Annotated in this window: 23 protein-coding genes; 19 read left to right on the top strand and 4 right to left on the bottom strand. The window is 42.7% G+C overall.

Annotation, left to right across the window (positions count from 1 at the left end; all coding sequences use genetic code 11):
- Positions 1-388 precede the first annotated feature (388 nt).
- The 14 genes from R2Q78_RS00245 to R2Q78_RS00180 all read left to right on the top strand — a co-directional run bounded on the left by R2Q78_RS00245 (position 389) and on the right by R2Q78_RS00180 (position 8180).
- Complete coding sequence (locus tag R2Q78_RS00245) at positions 389-778, top strand: single-stranded DNA-binding protein (RefSeq protein ID WP_316787762.1); 390 nt, start codon at positions 389-391, stop codon at positions 776-778.
- 67 nt (positions 779-845) lie between these two features.
- Positions 846-1913 carry a DUF932 domain-containing protein gene (locus R2Q78_RS00240; RefSeq protein ID WP_316787760.1) on the top strand — a complete coding sequence of 356 codons (1068 nt, stop codon included), beginning with the start codon at positions 846-848 and terminating at the stop codon, positions 1911-1913.
- Between the two features lie 61 nt (positions 1914-1974).
- Positions 1975-2346, top strand: a complete 372-nt coding sequence (locus R2Q78_RS00235; protein WP_316787758.1) for a hypothetical protein — start codon at positions 1975-1977, stop codon at positions 2344-2346.
- 196 nt (positions 2347-2542) lie between these two features.
- Positions 2543-2923, top strand: a complete 381-nt coding sequence (locus R2Q78_RS00230; protein ID WP_316787756.1) for a hypothetical protein — start codon at positions 2543-2545, stop codon at positions 2921-2923.
- Position 2924: 1 nt separating this feature from the next.
- Positions 2925-3122 carry a hypothetical protein gene (locus tag R2Q78_RS00225; RefSeq protein WP_316787754.1) on the top strand — a complete coding sequence of 66 codons (198 nt, stop codon included), beginning with the start codon at positions 2925-2927 and terminating at the stop codon, positions 3120-3122.
- A gap of 13 nt (positions 3123-3135) precedes the next feature.
- Complete coding sequence (locus tag R2Q78_RS00220) at positions 3136-3612, top strand: hypothetical protein (protein ID WP_316787752.1); 477 nt, start codon at positions 3136-3138, stop codon at positions 3610-3612.
- Between the two features lie 2 nt (positions 3613-3614).
- Positions 3615-4256, top strand: coding sequence for a hypothetical protein (locus R2Q78_RS00215; RefSeq protein WP_316787751.1), 642 nt, complete (start codon positions 3615-3617; stop codon positions 4254-4256).
- 18 nt (positions 4257-4274) lie between these two features.
- Positions 4275-4493 carry a hypothetical protein gene (locus R2Q78_RS00210; protein ID WP_316787749.1) on the top strand — a complete coding sequence of 73 codons (219 nt, stop codon included), beginning with the start codon at positions 4275-4277 and terminating at the stop codon, positions 4491-4493.
- Positions 4494-4497: 4 nt separating this feature from the next.
- Positions 4498-4728 (top strand): hypothetical protein, encoded by a 231-nt coding sequence (locus R2Q78_RS00205; protein WP_316787747.1) that lies wholly within the window; start codon positions 4498-4500, stop codon positions 4726-4728.
- A gap of 22 nt (positions 4729-4750) precedes the next feature.
- Positions 4751-5293: a prtrc system protein e gene (locus R2Q78_RS00200; protein WP_316787745.1), complete on the top strand. Its 543-nt coding sequence runs from the start codon at positions 4751-4753 to the stop codon at positions 5291-5293.
- Positions 5287-5505, top strand: a complete 219-nt coding sequence (locus R2Q78_RS00195; RefSeq protein WP_316787743.1) for a PRTRC system protein C — start codon at positions 5287-5289, stop codon at positions 5503-5505. Before R2Q78_RS00200 ends, R2Q78_RS00195 begins: the two co-directional genes overlap by 7 nt.
- A gap of 56 nt (positions 5506-5561) precedes the next feature.
- Positions 5562-6686: a hypothetical protein gene (locus R2Q78_RS00190; RefSeq protein ID WP_316787741.1), complete on the top strand. Its 1125-nt coding sequence runs from the start codon at positions 5562-5564 to the stop codon at positions 6684-6686.
- Positions 6670-7392 carry a PRTRC system protein B gene (locus R2Q78_RS00185; protein WP_316787740.1) on the top strand — a complete coding sequence of 241 codons (723 nt, stop codon included), beginning with the start codon at positions 6670-6672 and terminating at the stop codon, positions 7390-7392. Before R2Q78_RS00190 ends, R2Q78_RS00185 begins: the two co-directional genes overlap by 17 nt.
- A complete protein-coding gene (locus tag R2Q78_RS00180) occupies positions 7389-8180 on the top strand; it encodes a PRTRC system ThiF family protein (RefSeq protein ID WP_316787738.1) in 792 nt (263 codons plus the stop codon). The genes R2Q78_RS00185 and R2Q78_RS00180 overlap by 4 nt, the downstream gene beginning before the upstream one ends.
- 298 nt (positions 8181-8478) lie before the next feature.
- Here the strand turns inward: R2Q78_RS00180 and R2Q78_RS00175 are convergent, their stop codons facing one another.
- Together R2Q78_RS00175 and R2Q78_RS00170 are read right to left on the bottom strand one after the other, a co-directional pair.
- Positions 8479-8763 (bottom strand): hypothetical protein, encoded by a 285-nt coding sequence (locus tag R2Q78_RS00175; RefSeq protein ID WP_316787736.1) that lies wholly within the window; start codon positions 8761-8763, stop codon positions 8479-8481.
- Between the two features lie 14 nt (positions 8764-8777).
- The gene (locus R2Q78_RS00170) at positions 8778-9131 is read right to left on the bottom strand and encodes a hypothetical protein (RefSeq protein WP_316787733.1); all 354 of its coding nucleotides are present in this window, start codon (positions 9129-9131) and stop codon (positions 8778-8780) included.
- Positions 9132-9267: 136 nt separating this feature from the next.
- Between R2Q78_RS00170 and R2Q78_RS00165 the strand changes: the two genes are divergently transcribed.
- The 4 genes from R2Q78_RS00165 to mobC all read left to right on the top strand — a co-directional run bounded on the left by R2Q78_RS00165 (position 9268) and on the right by mobC (position 13955).
- Positions 9268-10140, top strand: coding sequence for a toprim domain-containing protein (locus tag R2Q78_RS00165; protein ID WP_316787731.1), 873 nt, complete (start codon positions 9268-9270; stop codon positions 10138-10140).
- Positions 10141-10304: 164 nt separating this feature from the next.
- Positions 10305-10697, top strand: a complete 393-nt coding sequence (locus R2Q78_RS00160) for a plasmid mobilization protein (RefSeq protein ID WP_316787729.1) — start codon at positions 10305-10307, stop codon at positions 10695-10697.
- Positions 10682-11962: a relaxase/mobilization nuclease domain-containing protein gene (locus R2Q78_RS00155; protein WP_316787728.1), complete on the top strand. Its 1281-nt coding sequence runs from the start codon at positions 10682-10684 to the stop codon at positions 11960-11962. The genes R2Q78_RS00160 and R2Q78_RS00155 overlap by 16 nt, the downstream gene beginning before the upstream one ends.
- Positions 11963-11975: 13 nt before the next feature.
- Positions 11976-13955 carry a conjugal transfer protein MobC gene (mobC, locus tag R2Q78_RS00150; RefSeq protein ID WP_316787727.1) on the top strand — a complete coding sequence of 660 codons (1980 nt, stop codon included), beginning with the start codon at positions 11976-11978 and terminating at the stop codon, positions 13953-13955.
- Between the two features lie 91 nt (positions 13956-14046).
- On the opposite strand, the gene R2Q78_RS00145 is transcribed toward mobC, so the two are convergent.
- Positions 14047-14337 carry a hypothetical protein gene (locus tag R2Q78_RS00145; protein WP_316787725.1) on the bottom strand — a complete coding sequence of 97 codons (291 nt, stop codon included), beginning with the start codon at positions 14335-14337 and terminating at the stop codon, positions 14047-14049.
- Positions 14338-15331: 994 nt separating this feature from the next.
- On the bottom strand, positions 15332-15985 hold the full coding sequence (locus tag R2Q78_RS00140) for a hypothetical protein (RefSeq protein WP_316787723.1): 654 nt from the start codon (positions 15983-15985) through the stop codon (positions 15332-15334).
- A gap of 180 nt (positions 15986-16165) precedes the next feature.
- On the opposite strand from R2Q78_RS00140, the gene R2Q78_RS00135 reads away from it, so the two are divergent.
- A complete protein-coding gene (locus R2Q78_RS00135; protein ID WP_316787720.1) occupies positions 16166-16816 on the top strand; it encodes a hypothetical protein in 651 nt (216 codons plus the stop codon).

Below are 16816 nucleotides of genomic sequence, written 5' to 3'. Positions count from 1 at the left end.
GTATGCTGCAAGATTGATGATTATTTCTGCTGATCCCTCAGCTAATTCGGCCGCGAGATCCATTTGGTATTATCCTGATAGCCTCTACTGTTTCACCAGGCAGCCTGCTAAGAGTTTTGTGTGTGTTGACCTTATACTTTTTTGAAAACGCAAAACGGCAAAAGCGCAGCTAAGGTAGTGTCCCGCCGGGGTCTACGAACCTTTAATGGCTCGCTATGGCGCTCACCAGCCTTCGGCACTAACGGTTCTTCGTCCCCTTACCGTGCCACTTAAACCTTGCTTTCTTTTTAACCGTTTCCGCGCCTTCCAAAAAAGCTTTTAGGCCAAAAGAACATGGGGAAAAAGAAAAAAATAAACAACAGAAGTTTTTCACCAAAAAAAAACAGTTATGGAAATCACAGTAAGGTTAACCAAAGACGCAGAAGTAAGAAGCGCAGGAAACCGTCAGGTTGTAGGACTAAGCGGAGTCATCAACAAAACATTTAAAACCAAAGCAGGCGAAGTTAAGAAAACGGCCACCTTTTTTGATTGTTCGTATTGGCGCAGCATCAACGTAGCGCAGTACCTCACCAAAGGAACAGTCGTGCAGTTATCCGGTGACATTGGCGTAAATGCCTACAATACCAAAACAGGCGAAGCCCGCGCCAGCATCACTTTTCACATCAACGAAATACTGAACTGGCATTATACCGGCAGCACAGGTAAATCTGCACCTATACCGGTAAACCAGTTTGTTGCCGCTGGCATTCAGGATGAACCCGACGACCTGCCATTCTAAACCAATTTCTCAGTAATCAATTCAATCGCAATTCACAAAAATCACAAACAATACAAATTCAAACAACATGGCACATAACTTAAATTTCAACGAGCAAACAGGTAAGGCATCTTTCTTTTCCGTACAGCAAAAGGCATGGCATGGCTTAGGGCAGATCATACAGGAATACCCAACCAGCGCCGAAGCCATCCAGCACGCCGGGCTGGATTATGAAGTGGTAAAGAATCCGATTTACACCAGCATGCCCACAACCCGCGCTACTGAATCCGGCATTCAAACCCTGAGCAGTGAAATCATTGTACCCGACAAATATGCCACCATCCGCACCGATAACAATGCGGTATTGGGATTGGTGGGCAAAGATTATGAGATCGTGCAGAACCGGGACGCCTTTACATTCTTTGATGAAATCGTAGCCAGCGCGAACGTACAATATGAAACCGCCGGGGCACTCGGCAAAGGGGAGCGCATTTTTATTACTGCCAAGCTGCCCGGTGTGATCCGTGTAGGTGAGGACGATGTTACCGAACAATACCTCTTTTTAACCACCAGCCATGACGGTTCCGGCTGCATTACCATCGCCTATACCCCTATCCGCATCGTATGTCAGAACACCCTTAGCGCAGCACTGAACTGCAAGACCAACACCATCAAAATCCGGCATACGGCAAATGCTAAAGAAAACTTTGAGAATGCGCGGAAAGTTTTGGGCCTGAGCAGTCGCCTTTCTGAAGAACTGGAAGGAACGTTTAACAGGTGGGCAAATATTAAGATCACCGACAGGCAGGTACGCCAGTTGATAGAGATTGCAATGGCACCTAATAAGGAAACCCTGAAAAACCTGAAAGACGGGAACAAAGACGAATTGTCCAGCATGTACACCAATGCATGTGACAATGTATTTAGCTATGCCATGCTGAACGAATCACAGCAGCTTGAAACCACCAAAGGCACACTTTTCGGCGCCTACAATGCAGTTACCGGTTACTATCAAAACGTAAAGCGTTATGGCAGCGCAGAAGAAAAACTGGATTCCCTGCTTTTCAATGGCACCGCGCAAAAGCGCACCCAAACTGCCTTCGACCTGTGTACCGCCTTTGGCCAGTATGGTGCGGAAGCCCTACAACTCAACTAACCCCATTCAGCAGCCGTCCACGTGGCGGCTGCAATTACCCACCTTTTAAAGAATCGTAAACATGAACAAGCAACAGCAATATAGCAAAGAAGAATTACTCATTTCATGGGAAAGGATCGGAAAGAAAAACAGATGGATTGCAGCAGCAACTGAACCTGAATTTTCCGCTGCTCAACTTACAGAATGTCACAGTGTAGAGGAATTGGAATATAATCTAAGCTTAGGCAATTGGAATTTAGGGAAAGGCTTTTACTTCCAAAACCTCTGCTTAATTAATCAGATTGACGGCGGGGATGAATGGCTGACTATTCGTGATCGAATCCCTTTTGAGAGCATGACCGTTTGGAGGTTGATAGACGATGGGGATTTTATTATCGTCATTGAAGCAATGCTCGAAGCAACCGATGAACGTCTTATGTCTTTAAACTATTAAAAACGGTAAGATGAACGATTTAAAAACCTACCGGTTAACACTTGCCCATGACAACGGCAAAATCCGCATACTAATAACCTCCCGTTGTATCAGTGAAGCAATACGGCAGGTAACAGCCGCAGAATCATGCAGCGAATCTGCAATTGTAAAAATTGAAACCCTGAAAACTAATCGAAAACCATAAAGCAAAAAAACAATGAGACCAATATATCTTTTATTACCACCCGAAAAAGCATCCTTATTGCACCTGCTCTTTCCTGAAGAAATGCCCGCCCTGATCAACTATATAGAGGGCATGGCCATCACCTTACAGGAGCAGCAAGATACTCAGCGCAAGAAATGGGACAAAGAATATATGCCCTTTGACCAATGGATGAAGACAATGGACACCATTCGTTATAAGATCAAAACGCGCAGGGATAAGCTACAGCAGCAGCACCGGCTATTTGCCAGGTTACTATTTAGCGGGCAGAACGCACTGTTTTCAACACACTGCATTTTGATCTACCTCAGCACCACAAAGCACCCCAATCATAAGTTTATGCTGGCTTTGGAAATGCTGTTTAAACCCCTGTAAGATGAAAAAGATCGTCGATAACAAAGGGCAAACCCTCACAGTCACCAACCTGAAAGCAGCCATTGAGCAGGCTAAAACCTTTGCAGGATATGACCGCTACAACGGATCGCCCATCCTGCCTCCTTTTGTTTTGGAACGCCAAGCTTACTGGCAGGACATACTGGAAAAATTGCAAGTCCTGCAAGCAGGTAAAAAGTGAAAAAGCTACCCTTATGAACATCAAACCATTTTCACCGGAGCGCCTGCACCATATCCGCAGGCTTCGCAAAGCGAGAAGGTATTTCAAACAAACACCACTATTCGCTTTCGGGCGAATGGTGGAGGAATACCCGGATTATTCGTTTGAACAGTTTACTGATGATCTCAGGCGCAGAACGAAACCCAAGAAACGGAAAGGCCGTAGCCCGCTTACCCGTTATGGTAGATTCCGCCGGATTGAAAAGCTGCTGTCTGAGTTCAGGTTGACCGGAGATCACGATGCTATCAGGAAAGCGATACGCCTGCGAAAACATCTTGTACACCCATACAGAGTGCAATTCAGGATCGGTAAAGACAGGTACGAACACTGTTTTTCTGCACTCATTCCAATTGAACAGATAGAAGAATTGGTATCCTCACTTAGCAGCGTGACCAGCATGGAGCAAGCACAGCAGCATATCGATAAATTGAACAAGTACAAAACCTATTAATCATGAAACAGATCACCGTAGATATATTTTCATTTAGCGAACTGCAACCCGATGTTAAAAAAAGGGTGTTAGAAAAACACCGCTATGTTGAAGTAGACGATACCAACTGGTATAGGTTTGAATTGATGGCATTTACTGAACTATGCAGCCTATTAGGCATCCTTACAAGTCCTGAGCAGATTTTCTTTAGCGGGTTTTACCACCAAGGGGCGGGCAGTACTTTTCGATGTACTATTAACGTACTTGAAATGGTAAAAGCCGTTTCGCAAAAGGTATGGGAAAAAGAAGATTTTCGAAAAATCCATTTTACTGCTTGCCCTTGTCAACCCCGCATCCTACAGCAGATAGAAAAAGGCAATATTGATTGCAGATTCTTTACCTGTATTCCCAACCGGGGATATTACATAGACCTGCACGAAGACCATCGTTTTCACCTTTTATCAAACGGCAGCAATATCGAAAGAGAACTGCTAATCCTATTCGACTGGATTAAACGCAACATTAATGAATTGAATACACATCTGTATCAATCATTGCAAAGCATCTATGAGGGTTTGACCTCCGATGAAGCAGTTGCCGATTTCTTAGAAGCCAACGAATGGGCTTTTACTTGCGATGGGCGATTAGCTAACCACCTTGTATAAAACTTAAACATTAAGATCATGAGCATAATTAGTGAGAAAACAGAACCCAAAGCAATTGTCATTTTAGCAAGGATGGTAAAGCAGTTTGAAAAGCTGAACTATCTGGAAATGACAAAGCAGGATAACGCGGAAATATGGATAGCAAGAAAGGTCTTGCAAGGAATCATTACAGCCAATGGCTATAAAGTAAATCATGACCGCACCATTCCGCGCTCAATTATTAAACTTAAAAAATAAGGTCATGAACATTTTAAACACAAACGGAAATACCCCGCTCCTTCTGTTGTTGGTGGCGATTGCTATTCTTTACATAAGAGGCCGCAACCGCTTTAAAAGACGCGGGCTTGGTGGCCTGCCACATTTCAGCAACTTTGGAAGCAACATTATAATCACCTGCTTTGAATGGATTCTTAAATGGGCTGCTTACCTGACCATTGTTGGAGTAATCATCTATTACCTCATTCAAAAATAATACTCATTTAAAAAGCCAAATCATGAAAACAAATTTTTTCTCCATACTCGCGGCATTGAATGTTACAGGCACATGGAGTATTACTATACTGAAAGTCGCTCCGGACAATCTTGTTGTTTCTATCATGCTGCAAAATGAAAGCTGCACCGATGATGCCCGCAAGTATTTTATCCCGCTCACCCTTGATGCCACGGTATCAGAACTGGACGACACCTTTTTTTCCACCATCAGCGACCCTTTGGAAGTGACCTCCAGCATCATGACCAATATGGAACATTTCATTGCCCAGCAGGAAGCAGCCCTTGCCGCATCCAAAATGGAACAGCAAAAGAACACGAAAGCAGAAAAGGAACTGACTGAAAAACAGAAGAAGTATAAAAAGCAATTGGAAACAGTCGAAGCCTTGAAAAAAGAAGGCAAATACAGGGAAGCCTACGTCAAAGTGCCCGACCCGCAGGAATACCCGGAACATGCCGAAACACTGCGCAGCCTGCGCGAGGATTTATGCAAGCAATTTGAGCCTTCATTATTTAATCAACCCGTTCAAAATGTAAAGTCATGTTAGTTAAAAAACTTAAACGCCTTTTTCTTTTGGAAGAGCAGAACGGTAAGCCCATTAAGCTGGCAGACCCTTCCGAAAAACTTTCCGTACAGGCTGTGCAGAATTTCTACAGCAACACCTATCCGATACTCACTACCGCCAAAATTGAAGGGCCCCAGATTGTAGATGACCACATTCAATACAAATTCATTTCTGTGATCGGAACAAAAGGGTAATGCATGAAAAGGAAAACAAGAATTATTAAACAGCTCAAAGAAAGATCATGGTACAAATGCAGCAAGATAGGCCAGTATGTAGAAAACCTCAACCAGCGCAAGGATGCAGCAGAAGTATTACAGGAAAAACTGCAAAGCGTGCCGTCAGCACATTTGCCGCTGATTTTTTAAAAGACCATTTCCCGCCACTCAGCGAGGAAACAGAAATACTCTGTAAGCAGCAACAAGTAGAATCTGTATTCTTTTCACAAATCCGGTATTTCGCAGACCGCTATAATTTCATCATTCCAAAAGTGGACATGGTTGTATATCCCTATAACATCTACCTTGTCATGCAAGAGGCTAATCAGTTTCTTTCCAGCAAAAAAATTGAAGATCGCTTATACCTGATTGAATCGAGCGAAGGAAACATATGTTTACTGACCGCCAGTACTTTTAATACCAGCGGTACTGTTTATTATTTCCCTCTAAAATCCTTGTGGACATTAAGCCTGTCAAAAAAACATAAACAGGAATATCGCCTGCTGCTATCTGTATTTGCCTACTGCTATCAGGTACTAAAAATGCCTTACTATAACGGTTGTCATCATGTAGGCTATTATTATGAAGCTATGGAGGAAGGTTTGGAATGTAATGAAGAGGGACTGGACAAAGAGTACCAAAAAGAATGCTTAGCGGAAATTAGGCTGGCATATCAGGCTGGCCGCGAACTGGAAACCCACATTCTAAAGCCTTGTCAATTAAAAGGCTGGCAGCGGCGTTTAGATCGGTTTAATATTTATACACCTTTTGGCCGGGCCTTATATCAGCTTGCCCTTAATTTCTATGACCTGTATCAGCATTTTCCTGAAAAGTCATTTCATGAAAACATCTACTGCGGCCTGATAGAGCCGGACGCAGAAAACAGGCTCTACCCCGATCAGTACATTTCATTTGTGTGGTCGAACGACGGCCAATTGGCAGAAGACCTGTATAATTATTTCAACTGTGATGCCGATGAAGCCCAGGTGGTCGAAGAGCCGTTAAAGATTACTCTATATGATAAGGCGCAGGGAACGCAGCTCAGTGATCTGAGGTTTGAAACACGGCTGTTTGAGCTATTTGGCGAACTGGCTGATATGCTGCAAATGATAGAAGATAGTGAACATTTAAAAACGATAGAAGATGAACGCAATGACTAATTTAATGCCGGAGATTGAGCAGCTATTTGTGCCGGTACAATCCTTAGTGATTTACCGTCAACTGGCTGACAGGAATAATATTTATGTAGAAGTCTTTGATATTGGCAAAGATGGATGCCCGTTAAATCCACATCCCCTGACCACTGAGGAAAGCATAGCCTTTGCACGAAGTCTAGCCGATTCAAAGGAACTCAATAGTAGTTTTCTACGGTGCGAAGGACTGCTACCCGAAAATGTCCTTTATCTTGATACTTCCATGACCGGAACGGCTGTCTGGTTCACGCCAGCTTTCAAAACAAACCTGTTTTTTAAAGCCGGGCTAACCATTCCAAATGGAGAAGCTTTTATTCCCCCATTATTGTGGAGAGCCAGTAGAAATAGATTGCACCTGTATGCATTGCCGGATAACAATCGGCCAACTGAAAAAACAAAACTCTTACGCGCACCTTTTTTCAATACGGGAGAATCCGGCAGTGTGTGCATGGGTACAGTAAACGTAAAGTTTGACGAGCATTGCACGCTGCAAAAGTTTATCACGCAGTGGCAGCACTTTTTCTTCAATAGTTATTTCAGCCACCTCAGCGGCTCAAATCCAGTTTCCTGCAACATTGTGCAGCTATGGCAACAGCAGGTTGCCACCGGCCAGCCGTTTCCTATGGAAGTACTTATCTCCAGCAATCAAAAATTAAATGACCTGATCTTATGAAAACGCCCGTTCATTTTGCCGCGCCATATCTGATGGCACCCACCAATCCCATAACTGTAAACCTGATCGGTGCCGGCGGCACCGGCAGCCATATGATCTCTGCCCTTGCCCGCATCAATAGTACACTAAAGATATACGATCATCCCGGACTACAGGTGAACCTATGGGATGATGATGAGGTGACCCTTGCCAACCAAGACCGCCAGTATTTTGCCAAGTCCGAAATCGGACTGAATAAAGCCGTTGCCCGGATCGCCCACACCAACCGTCATGCCGGCACCAACTGGAAAGCGATTACTGAAAAATTTACACGGCCTAATGTGTATGGACAGCAGCATTGCGCCAATATTTACATTTCCTGTATCGATAAAGTAAAACCACGTTTTGAGATTTCCGATATGCTGCAAGAGTTAAGCAAAGAGGAAATTGCCGAACCGATTAGACCCTATTACTGGATGGATTTTGGAAATGCGCAGGTCACAGGACAGGCTTTATTAGCAACCGTAGGTAACATACCCCAGCCTAAATCTAAAATTTATCTTACCCGGCCATTCTTGCCATCTGTGGTAGATCAGTTCCGGCATCTTTTACTGGCTCAGCCCGAAGACGACCAGCCTAGCTGCTCCCAGCGCGAGGCACTGGAAAAGCAAGACCTGTTTATCAATTCTGCTTTGGTGCAAAATGGCGGCTCATTGTTATTGCAATTGCTGCGCAATGGCATGATCGAAAAGCGGGGATTCTTTGTGAACATTGAAGACCTGTGTTGTCAGCCCATCAGATTGACATAATAAGGGCCGGAAAAATTTCCGGCCCGCCTGATCTGCCACCCCTCAATTCTTCGGGACGGCAGGGCGGGAGGAAGCGGCGTATCCGGTCACTGAACCGGTGTTTATGATAATTGATGCTTTAAGGTTCATTAACCGGTACAGAAGTGTTGTTGTCGTTGCCATAAGATCGCTTATACGGCATCGGCAGAAGCCGTATGTAGTCTTTTGTTAGTGAATAGAAATTTGCCACCTGTATGCCGGATAAAAAGCAAAAAAAGAGATTCCGGAGAATCTCTTTTTCGTTGTTTTGCTGTTGGTATTACTTCAATCTGAACTTGGAGATTTTTTCATTTAGTGTTTCCAGGTTTCCTTTGCCCAGGAAATCATCTGCAATAGCCTTGAGCTCCTCCAATGTGTCTTTTGACAGGACACTCATCACGCTTCCTTCTTGTTTTCCATCCCCTGTTAATGCTTGATGAATTAGCTGCGCTAATAACAGGATGTTTTTGCGTTTGACCTTGGTATTTAAAGTTACCATGTCCTCCATTCCCGGCACCGCCAACAGGATATCATAGACGTCCTCCATTTCTCTTTTCTGTTCCATACTTCTACTATGATTTAATTTAAAATTTTAACCAGTTCAGCCCGAATTATCCTGGGCAGGTTTTTCCCATCATTAGCAACCTCAATTCGATAGACCGATTGAACAGGACAGGTTTTAAAATCCAGTTCGCACCCCGGAGGGCTGTACAAAATACCTCTGCGTCTGCGGTAGACCTGCAGGCTAAATTTTAGCCCATCCTCAATACATTGGAAATAACAATTGATTGCAAAAGCGTTCTTTGCCCACATCTTGAAATCAAGAATCACATCCAGGTTTCCCGTTGGCACTGTTCCCGGTCTCCAGATATATACGCCTCTTTCGTAGCCCAGGTCTTCTGCCTGAATCCATGTCATCACATTACTATCCATTCCTACACATTTTTATCGCGCTAAAATAAAAAAGTCTTTGCTACCCGTCCTCAGCCCTTCAAAAATTGAAGGGCTGACCTTAAAAATTATCACCCTTTCTACATTAGCAATGTGAAACAGAAAAGTGAGCGTGGATATGAAAACAGAACGGTTTACAATACAGCAAGCTAAGGAGATGGACTTAGTTGAATTCCTGGCCTCATTAGGGATGGCGCCGGCTAAAATAACCAGGGACGACTACTGGTACATTTGTCCCTTTCATGGGGAAAGAACAGCATCTTTTAAGATCAGCAGGAAACTTAACCGGTGGTTTCATTTCGGAATAGGTGTGGGCGGCGACCTGATAGATTTCGGCATCCGTTACTATGAATGCACGATTTCTCAATTTTTAAACTTGCTGGCCGCAGGACCTGTACCGATCGCAAGGCATATCCCACCAACTGACACCGGAACAGTAAAAGAAATTACTGTTTTGAACAGTCGTCCGCTTTCTTCGTCCGCTTTACTCAATTATCTAAGGAAAAGGAAGATCCTAATCTCAGTGGCAAAACGGCACTGCGTAGAAATTGATTACTCCCTATACGAGCGAACCTACTTTGCCATTGGCTTTGCCAACCGCTCAGGAGGATATGAGATCCGCAATGCCTACTCAAAGCTTAGCGCCAGTCCCAAAGACATAACTTCCATTCTTAGCGGAAATTCTGTGGCCATATTGATTGAGGGTTTTATGGACTTCCTCTCGCTGGTAACCGCAGCAAACCTGGAGGCAGATTATTTCATTTTAAACTCGACGGCCTTTCTCACCAGGACGCTGCCCCTTCTGCAATCCTACACGACGAAATTACTATTTCTGGATAACGACCCTACGGGTGATCGTTGTACCACTCAGGCCATCGCTTCCGGACCAGGGTTTCAGGACTGCCGCTATTTATACAGCCAGTTCCATGACCCCAATGACTGGCTGATTGCCCAGCCCTACGGTAAGGCGACACTTCCAAAGATTTTATAACAAACTATAGCATGCTGAATTTTTATAGCTGACAGTACAGTGCTGAGCAAGCTTGCACCCTGCGAGATGAACCGTTGTATCACAACGGATGTTTTACCCCTTGATGCTCGGAACTCGCGGGGTTTGAATTGATGAATTTAGGTTAATGAGAAAACGAAAAGGTGATGAAAAGAGAAACCGAAAACAGGTCCCAATGGCTTCATGTCAGGATCACAAAAGCAGAAGAAACGATTATAAAAAAGGCTTTTGGTAAGACGACGGAGAAGAAAATAAGTGACTATATCCGCAAGATTATTTTAGGCAAACCGATGATCGGAGCCGTCCGGAATCAGACCCTTCAGGACATTCTTTCCGAGCTACTGGCCCTGAGAAAAGACCTCAACGGCATTGCCAATAATTACAACCAGGTGGTAAAGAAGCTCCACACAATGCCGAAAGAAAAGAGCCTTGATCAGTGGATACTCGGCTTCCGTTTACAGGAAAAGAACCTGGTTAAATCTATTGAGACGATCCGGGATTATATCAGTAAAACAGCTGCGGAATGGTTGCGCGGATAAAACCCGGCAGGTCCATCCGGAAGAGTTTCTTTTATAATGAAACGAAAGTAGAAGAAGGCCAGGCCAAGTGGTTGCATGCAGAAAATTATCCGGTTTCAGGTGAAGATCTGACCCAGGATCTGCGGCTGAGAATGTTGGAGAAGCTGGCTGCACTAAAGCCAAATGTAGCGGTAAATAGCGTACACATCAGTTTGAATTTTGATCCTTCCGAGGTGATCTCCGAAGAGCAATACGTCCGGATTGCAAGGGAATATATGGAACGTTTAGGCTTCGGCAACCAGCCTTACCTGATCTATCAGCACTACGATGCCGCTCACCCGCATGTGCATGTGCTGACAACCAATATTGAATCAGAAAATAGCCGGATTGATCTACATCACCTGGGCATTCACATGTCCGAACCGGCCAGGATCGCCGTTGAAAAGATGTTCGGCCTTGTGGAGGCGGAAGGCAAAAACAGCATTGATTATAAGCTAAAACCTATTTCTGCCGAGCAGATCGTTTATGGCAAACGGGAAACTAAAAAAGCGCTTTCAGTTGTCCTGGAAGCGTTACACAAACGCTATAAGTACACTTCCCTGGCAGAATTCAATGCCCTGCTTAAGCTTTATAACGTCCGGGCAGACAGGGGAGCTGTAGACTCACGCATCTATAATAATCAGGGTCTGCTGTATAGGGTATTGGACGCCGAAGGAAAGCCTGTCGGCGTACCGATAAAAGCCAGTGGCTTTCATTTTCAGCCCACGCTAAAGAACCTGGAAACACATTTTCAGGCAAGCGACCGTGCCAGAAAACCATTCCGCGACAGCGTAAAGAGCAAGATAGATTTTTACCTGCTGCAGGCCAGGAATCCAACATTAGCTGGCCTGGTCAGCTCACTTGAAAAGTCGGGTATTGCAGTCGTTTTGAGGCAAAATGAGCAAGGTCAGACTTACGGCATCACCTATATCGATCATAAAACGCAGTGTGTTTTTAATGGCAGTGATCTGGGAAAAGAGTACAGTGCCAGAAACATTATTGAAAAGACGACCGGCCTATCAGCCCGCCCTGTGTCCTATAAGATCAGTAATACCCATCCGGATCGCAGATACGCACCTATAGCACCTTTTAAGGCGGTCCCGCCACCAGATTTTGCGCAGCACTTATGGCCAAAAGACCTGATTGAACAACTGCTTTCCCCGGAGGCAGATACCAGTTACATGCCCTATGAGCTGGCAGGCAGAAAGAGAAAGAAGAAAAAAAGAAAAGGGAATTCGAACACTTAAAAATTAAACGAAAATGAGTACAGGAGAGAACGAACAAGCGCTGAGGAAGATACTCGACATGACAAGGTTAATGGCAATCGCCATATTAATCTTACACTTTTATTATTACTGCTATGGGCTATTTAATCACTTTCATTTGACCACAGCGCTAACCAATAAACTGCTCGGAAATATTGCTGCGACAGGCATCTTCAAGAGCTTCTATATCTCAAAACTGATTGCCCTGGGGATGCTTACTGTATCCCTGATGGGCGCAAAAGGGAAAAAAGACGAAAAACTAAGCTACAAATCCGCATTGGCTTTCCTGCTGCCGGGGCTGCTCACCTATTTTATCAGTGGGCTTATTCTATTAGCAGAGGCGTCATCGATTACAAAAGCATGGCTGTACATCACTGTCACCAGTGCAGGGTTTCTGCTCATTGTGAACGGTGGGGTTTTACTATCGCGTATCATTAAAGACAGGCTCAAAGGGGACATTTTCAACAAAGACAATGAGACATTCCCACAGGAAGAGCGGCTGCTTCAAAATGAGTATTCAGTCAACCTTCCAGCAAAATATCACCTAAAAGGGAAGGTTCGCAAGTCATGGATCAATGTTATTAATCCTTTTCGAGGCTTGTTAGTATGTGGTAGTCCGGGGGCCGGCAAGAGTTATTTCGTCATTCGCCATGTCATCACCCAGCACATCGAAAAGGGGTTTTCAATGTTCGTTTATGACTTCAAGTTTGATGATTTATCTGTCATCGCATACAATGCCTGGCTAAAAAATAAACACAAATATAAGGTCCCCTCTAAGTTCTATGTCATCAATTTTGATGACCTCAACAGAAGTCACAGGTGTAATCCACTGGACCCATCCGGCATGTTTGATATCACCGACGCCTCAGAATCTGCCAGAACGATCTTACTTGGATTAAACAAAACGTGGATAACCAAACAGGGCGATTTTTTCGTGGATTCTCCAATTAATTTTCTGTCTGCTATCATTTGGTATCTGAGGAAATACCGGAACGGGGCTTATTGTACACTGCCTCACGTTATCGAACTGATGATGGTTGACTACAGTCAATTATTCACCATCATGAGAAGGAATAAAGAACTTGAGCCACTCCTAAACCCTTTTTATTCTGCTTTCCTCAATGATGCAATGGAGCAGCTAGAGGGACAAATAGCGTCCGCTAAAATAGCAATGGCCAGGCTGGCCTCACCATCATTATATTATGTGCTTTCCGGCTCAGACTTTACCCTTGACATCAATAATCCAGAGTCGCCAAAGATTCTGTGTGCCGGTAATAATCCACAAAAAATACAGATCTACGGTGCGGTTCTATCGCTTTATGTCAATCGTCTGATTAAGCTGGTCAATAAGAAAGATAAACTCAAAAGCAGTCTGGTCTTCGATGAATTTCCTACGATATACCTGAATAATGTAGATGGTTTAATCGCAACTGCCCGCAGTAATAAAGTGGCGACCACGCTTGGCCTGCAGGACATGAGCCAGCTCAGGAAAGATTATGGCAAGGAGCAGGCCGACGTAATTATGAATATTGTTGGTAACGTGGTGTCTGGACAGGTCACCGGTGATACTGCAAAACAACTCTCAGAAAGGTTTGGAAAGATCATGCAGGACCGCGAAAGCTTGTCCATTAACCGAACCGACACCTCTGTCAGTAAGTCCAAACAACTGGAATCAGCTGTCCCTCCATCTACTATAGCTGGTCTCAGCTCCGGGGAATTTGTCGGCATGGTAGCCGATGATCCTGACAATAAAATAGCACTTAAAACATTTCATGCCGAGATTCAGAATGATCATGCAGGGTTAAAGAAAGAGATGGATAATTATAAGCCTATGCCTCTAATCAGGGACATAGACAATAGCATGGTGCAGGCCAATTACAATCAGATTAAACAAGACATTCAGGACATTGTTCAGTCGGAGATGGAGCAGATCATGAGGACTCCGGAATTGAAACACTTAATTATTAGAAAATAGAAGAATAGTTTTAACAAGCATTGAGCCATCTCATTATTAGAAAAAAGGTAGTTTTCTGTGAGTTCCCATGTTGGTTTTACCAGCTTGACTCTTAAATATTGGTAACATTACCCTCTTGTGCCTCTTTGCTAACCTTAATTGCTTCAATTACCCTGTTTTCCATTTCATGCGTTTTTTGAATGGATCGAGAAGTGTTTTTGTATATCACAGCAGCCTCCAGCTTAGGTTTTTTACCACCGGAACTGTTAGTAAACCATTTGGCATAAGTAACGATTGCTGTCGTAAAGAGCGACTGTATCAGAATCTTATTATCTGTTTGTACATTTAGTTTATATTCTTCAAAGTCTATTTTCTCCTCAGTTTTATAACCATTGGTGCTCATTTTAATGAACAGAAACTTTTCTTCTAAACCCTTAATGGTTGGAATTGGTTATAATCCCTATGAGGTGGAGAATAAATACATCTCCCTTAATTTAAAGATTTGTTGAGGAGCAGGTGATTTATTTTACCAAAATTCTGACCTGCCTGATGGAGTAGAAAATCAGCAGAAATAGATATCATTAGATTGCTGTCGGGCTTACACAAAATAAATACGTTTCAGTGTAAGGCTCAGAGCAAGAAGAAAGAAGCCGTCTCAGAAGTCAATTTTGAGACGGTTTTGGTTTTAGGGTTAAAATAAGATTGTTATTGGATCAGATAATCCATCCTGGATTATCAAGAGCTATAGAAAGTTTAATTTGGGCAGTAAAGCGTCGTTGGCTATTATCAAGTAATGTGCCGGTTTATGGCGTAAGGCAACTTGTAAACGTCCGGCAATGACGACAGATTACATACGTGGCATGATTTCCTTGAAATGTTTTCTGATGAAGATGCAATTGAGGAAACCTATCCACTCTGCCGGCAATGTGTTTTTCGATAATATTGTTAGCACCTGATTTGAATGACACAATCCAGCTAAAGGCATAACAATCCGAAACAAAAATCTTGTAAATAAACTTGGTTATGTTTAAATTTACCTAACTAATGAAATGTTGGTCTTTAATTTATTGATGATGTATATGAATTAGCAGATAGTCTTGCATTATTTGTTATTCGGTTACTTATACTTGCAAATATAAAATCACGTCATTCGTGGCGCATTTGATATATGGAGGTCAAGGTGTTAAAATACAACAACTTATGTCTTGTGTTCGAATCCCTCGCTCTCCGCTCAAAAAAACTAAAGCCTGAAATTTAAGATTTCAGGCTTTTTTGTTTCCAGACGTCCTACATCTTTAGCTCAGTTTTCTTCATTACCCACCTTAAAACCAATTTGCTCCTTTGGGCCGTCTACTTTATTCATAAACCTGATTGCTCTTGTTTCAACACCATAAAGTTCAAATCCCTATCCATCCCTCCTCAAAAAAAGTTAGTTTTGCGTGCCCAACAAAGGTTTTAAAATCTGCACTAGCTTTCGCTTTATTATTAGTCAATTCTATAAAACAAACTGAAGGATTCATTAGACCTTTACGCCACAATAAAAACCGGAATCTTTTTGACTTAATATTTCCATTTGACACTTTAATTTCGTCAAAGCCACTAACCATTAAACTATCCGTTCGAATAAAAAGTAAGGCAGGACTATTTTTGTATTGATCAACATGCAATGGCTTTTTACTGGTGTTGAGTTCACCGGAAATAATCCCGGGGTAAAAAATACCAGTTTCAAAGATTAATTGCATTTTTCCAGTAGAATCATCCACTTCAACTAAATCCCTATCAAACAAAATGGAATCTCCATACTTAGATATAACGCCTTTGAATTTTGGATAATGTTGTCTTATATAATGTTCTTTAAATAACTTCTCACTCCAAATTATTTCCAGCTCACCTTGCGTGTCAGCCTCACTTTCAAGCTTTATTTTTTCATCTTGCAATTTTACGGTCTTATCCTTTTTCTGAGCATTTACTTTTAGAGAAAAAGCAACAATTACGATAAAAACTAGAATTTTGGCCACACTTGTGCTGAAGATATTATTAGTTTCACCCATCTTAATAATTTCACTAAATCGTTGATTCATTATAACGCAATGCCAAGTATTTAGGATACAATTTAGTTAAATTGGAGCATCTAGCAATCATCATTTGTATATTTAGTCCGTTATAGTATGATAAAGTGTAAAAACCAAGATGACGGACAAATCTAGACACCACTTAATGCCAACACCGTTATGATCACCCTTATCAAAAGAAAAGATATACTCGAACAATACAAGATCGCTACTTCGTTATTAGTTTCATTTCAAAAAGATACATTCGATGACAATCCAGAATATTTTGAGGAAAACGACGACCGAAACTGGTATTATGAGACAAATGATGCAGTCCATATAGATTTCCCAAAACCAAAAATGCTTCATAGTGTTATTGCATTTAATCATAGCGATCTCTCAACGTACACTAAAGCGCTTTCGGAAAAATTGAATTTGCTACTGACCCGACTTCATATTGAAAATGTCGTTATGATTGGTTCTCATAAGCAAAGTTTATGTGGTGTACCTGACCATACATATAAGCCATATCGAAATGCCATTAGTAGTTTTTTAGTGATAACAAATGATATTCAGTATGAAGAGGCGATAGTATTAGAACTGGCTGACTTACCTAAGTTGTTAGACATAGCATTTTGGTTTAATCGATGCGGTGGCAAAACGCCTGAGTACATTTATTTCTGCGACACCAACGAAAAACTATGTTTCAGTATTTGCCGGTACGGCAATATTCATATCTGCGAATACCACAATGAAGTTGTAACCGACGAACTTCTTGAAGGTTTGGATATGCATTTTGATGATGGTCGTTGCCAAGATCAATTCAGATGA

It is taken from the genome of Pedobacter frigoris (assembly GCF_032678645.1).
GTDB lineage: Bacteria > Bacteroidota > Bacteroidia > Sphingobacteriales > Sphingobacteriaceae > Pedobacter > Pedobacter frigoris_A.
This window is presented reverse-complemented; position numbering and strand designations above follow the sequence as displayed.

What these genes read in the sequence shown, in the direction of transcription:
- R2Q78_RS00245 (WP_316787762.1), top strand. Translation starts at nt 389, where the DNA reads ATGGAAATCACAGTAAGGTTAACCAAAGACGCAGAAGTAAGAAGCGCA.
- R2Q78_RS00240 (WP_316787760.1), top strand. Translation starts at nt 846, where the DNA reads ATGGCACATAACTTAAATTTCAACGAGCAAACAGGTAAGGCATCTTTC.
- R2Q78_RS00235 (WP_316787758.1), top strand. Translation starts at nt 1,975, where the DNA reads ATGAACAAGCAACAGCAATATAGCAAAGAAGAATTACTCATTTCATGG.
- R2Q78_RS00230 (WP_316787756.1), top strand. Translation starts at nt 2,543, where the DNA reads ATGAGACCAATATATCTTTTATTACCACCCGAAAAAGCATCCTTATTG.
- R2Q78_RS00225 (WP_316787754.1), top strand. Translation starts at nt 2,925, where the DNA reads ATGAAAAAGATCGTCGATAACAAAGGGCAAACCCTCACAGTCACCAAC.
- R2Q78_RS00220 (WP_316787752.1), top strand. Translation starts at nt 3,136, where the DNA reads ATGAACATCAAACCATTTTCACCGGAGCGCCTGCACCATATCCGCAGG.
- R2Q78_RS00215 (WP_316787751.1), top strand. Translation starts at nt 3,615, where the DNA reads ATGAAACAGATCACCGTAGATATATTTTCATTTAGCGAACTGCAACCC.
- R2Q78_RS00210 (WP_316787749.1), top strand. Translation starts at nt 4,275, where the DNA reads ATGAGCATAATTAGTGAGAAAACAGAACCCAAAGCAATTGTCATTTTA.
- R2Q78_RS00205 (WP_316787747.1), top strand. Translation starts at nt 4,498, where the DNA reads ATGAACATTTTAAACACAAACGGAAATACCCCGCTCCTTCTGTTGTTG.
- R2Q78_RS00200 (WP_316787745.1), top strand. Translation starts at nt 4,751, where the DNA reads ATGAAAACAAATTTTTTCTCCATACTCGCGGCATTGAATGTTACAGGC.
- R2Q78_RS00195 (WP_316787743.1), top strand. Translation starts at nt 5,287, where the DNA reads ATGTTAGTTAAAAAACTTAAACGCCTTTTTCTTTTGGAAGAGCAGAAC.
- R2Q78_RS00190 (WP_316787741.1), top strand. Translation starts at nt 5,562, where the DNA reads ATGCAGCAAGATAGGCCAGTATGTAGAAAACCTCAACCAGCGCAAGGA.
- R2Q78_RS00185 (WP_316787740.1), top strand. Translation starts at nt 6,670, where the DNA reads ATGAACGCAATGACTAATTTAATGCCGGAGATTGAGCAGCTATTTGTG.
- R2Q78_RS00180 (WP_316787738.1), top strand. Translation starts at nt 7,389, where the DNA reads ATGAAAACGCCCGTTCATTTTGCCGCGCCATATCTGATGGCACCCACC.
- R2Q78_RS00175 (WP_316787736.1), bottom strand. Translation starts at nt 8,763, where the DNA reads ATGGAACAGAAAAGAGAAATGGAGGACGTCTATGATATCCTGTTGGCG.
- R2Q78_RS00170 (WP_316787733.1), bottom strand. Translation starts at nt 9,131, where the DNA reads ATGGATAGTAATGTGATGACATGGATTCAGGCAGAAGACCTGGGCTAC.
- R2Q78_RS00165 (WP_316787731.1), top strand. Translation starts at nt 9,268, where the DNA reads ATGAAAACAGAACGGTTTACAATACAGCAAGCTAAGGAGATGGACTTA.
- R2Q78_RS00160 (WP_316787729.1), top strand. Translation starts at nt 10,305, where the DNA reads ATGAAAAGAGAAACCGAAAACAGGTCCCAATGGCTTCATGTCAGGATC.
- R2Q78_RS00155 (WP_316787728.1), top strand. Translation starts at nt 10,682, where the DNA reads ATGGTTGCGCGGATAAAACCCGGCAGGTCCATCCGGAAGAGTTTCTTT.
- mobC (WP_316787727.1), top strand. Translation starts at nt 11,976, where the DNA reads ATGAGTACAGGAGAGAACGAACAAGCGCTGAGGAAGATACTCGACATG.
- R2Q78_RS00145 (WP_316787725.1), bottom strand. Translation starts at nt 14,337, where the DNA reads ATGAGCACCAATGGTTATAAAACTGAGGAGAAAATAGACTTTGAAGAA.
- R2Q78_RS00140 (WP_316787723.1), bottom strand. Translation starts at nt 15,985, where the DNA reads ATGGGTGAAACTAATAATATCTTCAGCACAAGTGTGGCCAAAATTCTA.
- R2Q78_RS00135 (WP_316787720.1), top strand. Translation starts at nt 16,166, where the DNA reads ATGATCACCCTTATCAAAAGAAAAGATATACTCGAACAATACAAGATC.